8 protein-coding genes are annotated in these 6,933 nt (G+C 69.8%); 6 read left to right on the top strand and 2 right to left on the bottom strand.

Annotated features, from left to right (window positions below; genetic code table 11):
* The first annotated feature begins 213 nt into the window (after window positions 1–213).
* A complete protein-coding gene (locus BW41_RS16615; RefSeq protein WP_037535801.1) occupies window positions 214–1,629 on the top strand; it encodes a GH1 family beta-glucosidase in 1,416 nt (471 codons plus the stop codon).
* Between the two features lie 31 nt (window positions 1,630–1,660).
* Here BW41_RS16615 and BW41_RS16610 read toward each other — a convergent pair whose 3' ends face one another.
* Complete coding sequence (locus BW41_RS16610; RefSeq protein WP_037535799.1) at window positions 1,661–2,581, bottom strand: VOC family protein; 921 nt, start codon at window positions 2,579–2,581, stop codon at window positions 1,661–1,663.
* A 185-nt stretch (window positions 2,582–2,766) separates the two neighbouring features.
* Between BW41_RS16610 and BW41_RS16605 the strand changes: the two genes are divergently transcribed.
* The gene (locus BW41_RS16605) at window positions 2,767–3,201 is read left to right on the top strand and encodes an HIRAN domain-containing protein (protein WP_037535797.1); all 435 of its coding nucleotides are present in this window, start codon (window positions 2,767–2,769) and stop codon (window positions 3,199–3,201) included.
* A 22-nt stretch (window positions 3,202–3,223) separates the two neighbouring features.
* On the opposite strand, the gene BW41_RS16600 is transcribed toward BW41_RS16605, so the two are convergent.
* Window positions 3,224–3,442, bottom strand: a complete 219-nt coding sequence (locus BW41_RS16600; protein WP_152542386.1) for a hypothetical protein — start codon at window positions 3,440–3,442, stop codon at window positions 3,224–3,226.
* A gap of 133 nt (window positions 3,443–3,575) precedes the next feature.
* Here BW41_RS16600 and BW41_RS16595 point away from each other — a divergent pair, with 133 nt between their 5' ends.
* The 4 genes from BW41_RS16595 to BW41_RS16580 all read left to right on the top strand — a co-directional run bounded on the left by BW41_RS16595 (window position 3,576) and on the right by BW41_RS16580 (window position 6,909).
* Window positions 3,576–3,797 (top strand): hypothetical protein, encoded by a 222-nt coding sequence (locus BW41_RS16595; RefSeq protein WP_037535793.1) that lies wholly within the window; start codon window positions 3,576–3,578, stop codon window positions 3,795–3,797.
* 552 nt (window positions 3,798–4,349) lie between these two features.
* Window positions 4,350–4,574: a hypothetical protein gene (locus BW41_RS16590; protein WP_037535791.1), complete on the top strand. Its 225-nt coding sequence runs from the start codon at window positions 4,350–4,352 to the stop codon at window positions 4,572–4,574.
* A gap of 179 nt (window positions 4,575–4,753) precedes the next feature.
* On the top strand, window positions 4,754–6,526 hold the full coding sequence (locus BW41_RS20210; RefSeq protein WP_235199811.1) for a PAS domain-containing protein: 1,773 nt from the start codon (window positions 4,754–4,756) through the stop codon (window positions 6,524–6,526).
* A 2-nt stretch (window positions 6,527–6,528) separates the two neighbouring features.
* Entirely contained in the window at window positions 6,529–6,909 is a 381-nt protein-coding gene (locus tag BW41_RS16580; protein WP_037535789.1) for a response regulator, read from the top strand.
* The last annotated feature ends 24 nt before the right edge of the window (window positions 6,910–6,933 follow it).

The following is a 6,933-nucleotide window of genomic DNA, read 5'->3' as shown; positions in this document are numbered from 1 at the left end:
CGCGACACCGTCTTGGTCGACACGCCGGCGTGGCGGGCGACGTCGACGATCGTGGTGCGATGCGGAGCCTGGACCATGCGCCGGTGTACGGGGCGTCATCGCGGCGGTCCACTGCGCAGGCCGCCGCAACCGCCGCGACACGGTTGACAACGTCGGACAAAAGGTATCGAACTGAGCGTGCCGCCGACGAGCGGGACGAGGGAGAGAGAGCCGATGAACCGCCGCGACATGCTACGAAGCGGACTGACCGCGGGCGCCGGGCTGGCGCTGACGCAGCGCGCCGCGGCCGATCCGGTCGATCTCTCCTTCCCGCGCGATTTCCGCTGGGGCTGTGCGACCGCCGCCTATCAGATCGAGGGCGCGGTGCGCGAGGACGGCCGCGGCCAGACCAATTGGGACGTCTTCTCGCATACGCCGGGCAAGGTCGCCAACAACGATACCGGCGACGTCGCCTGCGACAGCTATCACCGCTACCGGGACGATATCGCGCTGCTCAAGGGGCTGGGCGTCAACAGCTACCGGCTGTCGATCGCCTGGTCGCGGATCTTCCCCGACGGGCGCGGCACGCCGAACGCCAAGGGCGTGGATTATTACAACCGCGTGATCGACGGCCTGCTCGCCGCCGGCATCCGGCCCTATGTGACGATGTTCCACTGGGATCTGCCGGCGGCCCTGCCCGGCGGCTGGCAGAATCGCGACACCGCATACGCCTTCGCCGATTATGCCGGCTTCATGGCCAAGACGCTGTCCGACCGCGTGCAGGACGTCATGACGGTCAACGAACTCGCCTGCTTCACCGATCTCGGCCATATGCGCGGCATCCACGCGCCGGGGCTGCAGCTGCCGCCGGCGGGGGTGAACCAGGTGCGCCATCACGGCGTGCTGGCGCACGGCCTCGGCGTGCAGGCGATCCGCGCGCAGGCGCGCGCCGGCACCCGCGTCGGCATCGCCGACAATATCGCGCTGCACATCCCGGCGATCGAGACGGCCGAGCATATCGCCGCCGCCAAGCGCGCGACCCGCGAACGCAATGCGATGTTCCTGACCGCGATCATGGAAGGCCGCTATCTCGACAGCTATCTCGCCGAACAGGGCGCCGCGGCGCCCAAGGTGCAGGCGGGCGACATGGCGGCGATCGGCAGCCCGCTCGATTTCGTCGCGCTCAACATCTATACGCCCGAATGGGTGCGCGCCGACGACAGCGCGAAAGGCTATGCGGTCATCCCGCACATCGCCTCGTCACCGCGCATGGCCTCGCCTTGGCTCGTCGTCGCGCCGGAGGTCGCCTATTGGGGCGTGCGGCTGGTCAGCGACTTGTGGCGGCCGAAGACGCTGTACGTGTCGGAGAATGGCGCGTCGGCCGACGATCCGGTCACCGGCGGGCGGGTCGATGACGTCGACCGGATCATGTATCTGCGCAACTATCTCGGCCAGTTCCGCCGCGCCGTCGCCGAAGGCTATCCGCTCAAGGGCTATTTCCTGTGGAGCCTGATGGACAATTTCGAATGGGCGGACGGCTATGGCAAACGCTTCGGCATCCATTACGTCGACTTCAAGACGCAGCGGCGGACGCCCAAGCTGAGCGCGGCCTGGTACAAGGAAGTGGTCCGCCGCAACACGATCGTGTGAGCCGCGCCGGGCCGGCGCGGCCCGTCGCGTGTCAGCCGGTCGGGCTGTCGGCGGTGAAGGCGGAGCAGCACGGTGTCATCACCGGGCCGAATTCCATCAGCTCGATCCGCGTCCCGTCGGGATCGTAGAAATTCGCCTGCCACTTGCCGTCCAGCCCCATCTGCGGGCCGTCGTGGCGGGGGCTGAGCCGGTTCTCGCGATAGAGCGTCGTCACCGCCGCCTGCATGTTGCGCACGCCGAGCGACAGATGGTTGAGCACGCCGAGCTGATTGGCATCGACCTTGGCGAGCGGCACGTCGGAGCCGGGCCCGACCATCATATATTCTAGCCAGTCGCGCCCGTCCGGCGTCTGCTGCGAGATCCAGTCGACCTTGCTCGCATCGAAGGCGCCGAACCAATAGGGGCGGAAACCGAGCAGCCGGCGGTAGAGGTCGTCCTGCCGTGCCCGGTCGTGCACGGCATAGCCGACATGAATGATCCGGCCGCTGATCGCGCCCGGGACGGCGGCATTGTCGGTGGCCGCCGCCTGGACGAACTGGATCTCATTGCCCTCGGGATCGTGGGTCGCGAACCAGCGGTCGCCGTTCGCGCCGCGCTGGACGGGCGACAGGTCGGTCTTGCCGTGGCGGGCGAGCCAGGCCCGCAATCCCGCCGCATCCGCGGTCGCATAAGCGACGTGCGCGAGCCTGCTCGGCCCGTGGCCGGGCGGCAGCGGCAGCACCTCGACGAACTGGCGCGCACCGAAATAATAGCGCGTCCCCGCCGGATCCTCGACATCCCGGCCCTCGCGCGCGCCGAGCACCCGCGTGTAGAAGTCGCGCGTCTTCGCCGCATCGGTCGCATAGACGGCGAGGTGCGACACGCCAGTGATCGCCGGCCGCTCCTCCGCCGCGGGCGGCGCGGCGGCCGATGTCGCGGTCAGCAGTCCGATCAGCGCCAGTGTCCGGATCATCACCCTCTCCCTGCTCGTCACCCGTGCCGTCGCGGCCGGGCTGCGGCTGTTACCGCTCCCGACACCGCTATAGGCCGCGTCATATCGCCTGTCATTGCGCAGGGTTGGTCTCGCCAGCGTCGAATTGCGCGCCGCCCGCCTCCGGGAAAGTTGGCCGGTCCGGGCCGCCGCGCTACGCCATAGCCATGCAGGAACTCACGCTTGCCGTCGTCGGCATCGACTTTCCCAATGCGGACGGCGGCAACCGCCGCTCCGAGGCGATGATGACGCTCCCCGGCGAGCCGGTCGCGCTGCGGCCCGAGCCGAAGAACCCCCATGACGCCAATGCCATCGCGGTGGTCAGCCCGCGCGGCGTCCAGCTCGGCTATCTCAACGCCGAACGCGCGCCCTATATCGGCGCGCGACTGGCGCGCGGCGAGGCGGCGGAGGCGATCTTCCAGGGGCTGGACGGCGGGGCGGCATTCATCCGGCTGCGCTTCGGCGGTGGCGCGCCGACGCTGCCGCCGTCATCGCAGCGGCCGGCGACGCCGCCCCGGCCGGCGCGCCCGCCGCGTCGATCCGAACCCTATGACCCGCACGCTTTCTATCCGGACGAGGACGGCCCCGAATGGGGTGCGTGACGACCGCCGCGCGCCGGCGGTCTCAGCGGCGGCCGAAGCCGGCGGTGCTGCTCTCGCCCGCGTCGTGGCGATCGCGGCCGGCGAGCACATTCTCCAGTTCATCGAGCGTATGCGGCACGTCGAGATGCTGCGCGCCGAGGAACAGGCGCGAACCCGCGCCCTCGGGCACCGCATGGGTGAGCTTGTCGATATCGACCAGAGCCTTGCCCGCCGGCAGCATCTCCATCTGCACAAATCGCATTGCCGTTCTCCTTATCCCCGCACAGACGCTACAGGCCAACGCGCCGGCCCGCGAAAGGGGCTCGGACGACCACAGGACAAGGACATCATCATGGCGAACGGCCGGCACGTCGAGCAGAGAGCGGAGAGACACCATGGCTGAGATCGTCATCACCCCCAGCGGCCCGGGCGCGATCGAAGCGGGCCTGATGGTCGACGAGACGGGCACGCGCTTCGTCGTGCTGACCTTCAACGAACCCGAGGCGGACCCGGTGCTGGTCACCTTCACCGTGCCGATCTTCCAGAATTTCGTCCGGCATCTCGGCAAGACCGCCGAGGCCGCGGCGGACGAGTTGAACTGGGTGGTGCCGGAATGAAGACGCCCCGCCGTCCGTAGTGACACAGAAGCAGGCGGGGCGCCGGGGCCGAATTGCCTCGCCGACGACCCTAGCCGCATATGGTTAAGGGAAGGATAACGCCTTGGCGCCCCGCCCCCGGCCCGCGGGAGCGGGGGCGGAGCGCCGGTCCGTAGTGACCGACGCCTGTGTGGTCGGCGCGCCGCCGGCTGGCAAGCCGGGCCGATCCTCGACCTGCGTCACCGTGGCACAGCCGCGCCCGCGACTGTGGCCGATCATCGCGCGCAAAGCACCGCTCGCCGCAGGACGAGGCCCGATCGCCCGCCGCTCACCCGGCGTAAACCTTTGCGGCTGCACGGATCTGTCCATCGCCACCGGCCATTCGGGTGAACGGAGAGTTACGATGCCGATCTATATCGCCATGTCGGGTTTCATCGCCGCCAATCTGACGGTGATCGCCGCCGAAGTGTGGAAGATGCGCCGCATCGCCCAGACGCGCCGCGGCTGAGTCGCCGGTCCGGGACCCGTCAGCGGCCGTCGCCCGTTGGGCGCCGGTAGAACGGAGTGAGACGCATGCCCGGATTGCTGAACGACAAAGCGACGCTGTATCGCCGCCTTCCCGACGGAGACGACGGCACGGCGCAGCACCGGCAGGAACTCGACGGCACCGTCCGCGACTGCGCCCGCTACCTGCGCGACCAGCCGGCCGAGGCACGCGACGGCTTCTTCGCCGAACTGTCGACCGGCGCACGCCTCTCCGCGGTCGAGATCGAGCGGGTGGCGAACGAGGAGGCCTGACGGGACCGGCCATCGCCGCGCATCCGGGCGAAGCGGGTTGCACGATGCAGCCGGGCTGCGCGCCGCGATGGCCGCCGGCGGTGCGCCGACCCGCACCGGCCTTATTCCCGATCGCGCCGGGATTTGCTAAGCGGCACAGGAGGATGTGCCAGGGGGCCTGTCCGCTCTTGGACGCCCGGATGATCCGTTCCCAGCCTGTCAGCGTGTTCGACCGCATCGTCGCCTGGTCGCTCGGCCTGCAACTGTCGCGAACGACGCAATATCTGCTCGCGACGCTGGTCATCCTCGCGGTGGGCGGGGGGCGCGTGCTGTTCGTGCCGGACACGCTGCCGTGGCTGCTGTTCATCCCGGCGACGATCGCCATCGCGCTGATCACGGGCAAGGGGCCGGGGCTGTTCGCCGCCGGCCTGTCGACCGCCACCGGCATCGCCTCGCTCGGCACGTTCGCGCATCCCACCTGGGTGCCGCGCCAGCAATGGATCGCGGCCGGCCTGTTCCTCCTCGTGATGATCGGCCTCGTCATCCTCACCGCCGAGCTGCGCGGGTCGCTGCGGCGCGCACGGCGGCTCAATGCCGAGCTGGTCGAAAGCGAGCGGCGGGCGGTCGAGCGGCAGGCCTTCCTGTCCGGCGTGCTGGCGAGCTCGACCGACTGTATCACGGTGCTCGACCTCGACGGCCGGCTGACCTTCATGAGCGACGGCGGGCAGCGCGTGATGGAGGTCGGCGACTTCAACGCGGTCGCCGGCTGTCCCTGGCCGGATTTCTGGCAGGGCGACGGCCGGGCCGAGGCCGAGGCGGCGATCGAGGCGGCGCGGCGCGGCGCGGCACGCAGCTTCGTCGGCAAGGCCGACACCTATCGCGGCACGCCGCGATGGTGGCATGTCGCGGTCAGCCCGATCGCCGGGCCCGACGGCCGTCCCGATCGCATCCTCGCCGTCTCGCGCGACATCACCAATTTGCGCGCCAGCGAGGAGGACCGCGACCGCTTCGTCCGGCTGGCGGAGAACAGCACCGACTTCATCGGCATGGCGCGGACCGACGGCAGCGTCTTCTATCTCAACGATGCGGCGCGGCGGCTCGTCGGTCTCGACGGCGCCGACCTCGCGCGGCTGACCATCGCCGACTTCTTCCCGCCCGACCAGGTCGGGACGGTGACGCGCACGGTGCTGCCGGCGGTGGCGCGCGACGGTCATTGGGCCGGCGCGCTCGATTTCCGGCATTTCGGCACCGGCGAACTGATCCCCGTCCTCTATTCGGTCTTCCCGATCACCGATGCGAGCGGCGCGCTGATCGGCTATGCCACGGTGACGCGCGACTTCCGCGACCGGCGCCGCGCCGAAGACGACATGCGGCTGATGAACGACGAGCTGGCGCACCGGCTCAAGAACGTGCTGGCGGTCGTCCAGTCGGTCGCCGCGCAGACGTTGCGCGGCATTCCCGAGGCGGAGGCGGCGAGCCGCAGCCTGTCGGCGCGGCTCGTCGCGCTCGGCGCCGCCACCGACGTGCTGACCGGCCGCTCGTGGCGCTCGGCCGATCTGTGCGAACTGGCGACCCGCGCCCTTTCCCCCCACGGCCGGATCGGCGAGCGCATCCGGCTGTCCGGCCCGGCGGTGACGCTCAAGCCCGAACTGACCGTCGCCTTCGCGCTCGCGCTGCACGAGCTGGCGACCAATGCCGCCAAATATGGGGCGCTGTCGAACGACACCGGCCATGTCGCGCTCACCTGGTCGATCGACGGAGAGGGCGACGATGCCAGCCTGTCGGTCTGCTGGCGCGAGGCGGGGGGACCGCCGGTGACGCCGCCGCTGCGCAAGGGCTTCGGCTCGGTGCTGATCGAACGCTCGCTGCGCAGCTATTTCAGCGGCAAGGCCGCAACCGACTATCGGCCGGACGGTTTGGTGTTCGAACTGGCAGCGCGGCTCGGCGATGCCGCCATCGTGACCGGGAATTGAACGTGGGTCAGAGCAGACCGATCGGCAGCAGGACGATCCTGATCGTCGAGGATGAGGCGTTAGTCCGCTTCGACCTCGTCGATTTCTTCACGCTCGCCGGATGGCGGGTGTTCGAGGCGGACCATGCCGAGGCGGCGATCGCCATCCTCGATTCCCACAAGGAGATCCGCGTCGTGCTGACCGACGTGCAGATGCCCGGATCGATGGATGGCGTGAAGCTCGCCCATTACGTCCGCGAACGCTTCCCGCCGACCGTCCTGTTCGTCGTGTCGGGCAATGCGCCGATCCCGCAGAGCGAACTGCCGACGCGCACCACCTTCCTGCCCAAGCCCTTCGATCCGCACCGGCTGCTGCGCCAGATCGAGGGCATGGCGCGGGCCTAGGCCCCTTCCCCCGCCCTCCCCCGC

This window comes from Sphingomonas sp. RIT328 (assembly GCF_000632225.1).
In the GTDB taxonomy this organism is placed as follows: Bacteria; Pseudomonadota; Alphaproteobacteria; order Sphingomonadales; family Sphingomonadaceae; genus Sphingomonas; species Sphingomonas kyungheensis.
The sequence above is the reverse complement of the archived record's forward strand: the minus strand, read 5'-3'. Positions and strand labels throughout refer to the sequence as shown.

Excerpts from the sequence above, each read along its gene's own strand:
- BW41_RS16610 (WP_037535799.1), bottom strand. The coding sequence starts at position 2,581 with ATGATCCGGACACTGGCGCTGATCGGACTGCTGACCGCGACATCGGCC.
- BW41_RS16615 (WP_037535801.1), top strand. The coding sequence starts at position 214 with ATGAACCGCCGCGACATGCTACGAAGCGGACTGACCGCGGGCGCCGGG.
- BW41_RS16605 (WP_037535797.1), top strand. The coding sequence starts at position 2,767 with ATGCAGGAACTCACGCTTGCCGTCGTCGGCATCGACTTTCCCAATGCG.
- BW41_RS20210 (WP_235199811.1), top strand. The coding sequence starts at position 4,754 with ATGATCCGTTCCCAGCCTGTCAGCGTGTTCGACCGCATCGTCGCCTGG.
- BW41_RS16600 (WP_152542386.1), bottom strand. The coding sequence starts at position 3,442 with ATGCGATTTGTGCAGATGGAGATGCTGCCGGCGGGCAAGGCTCTGGTC.
- BW41_RS16595 (WP_037535793.1), top strand. The coding sequence starts at position 3,576 with ATGGCTGAGATCGTCATCACCCCCAGCGGCCCGGGCGCGATCGAAGCG.
- BW41_RS16590 (WP_037535791.1), top strand. The coding sequence starts at position 4,350 with ATGCCCGGATTGCTGAACGACAAAGCGACGCTGTATCGCCGCCTTCCC.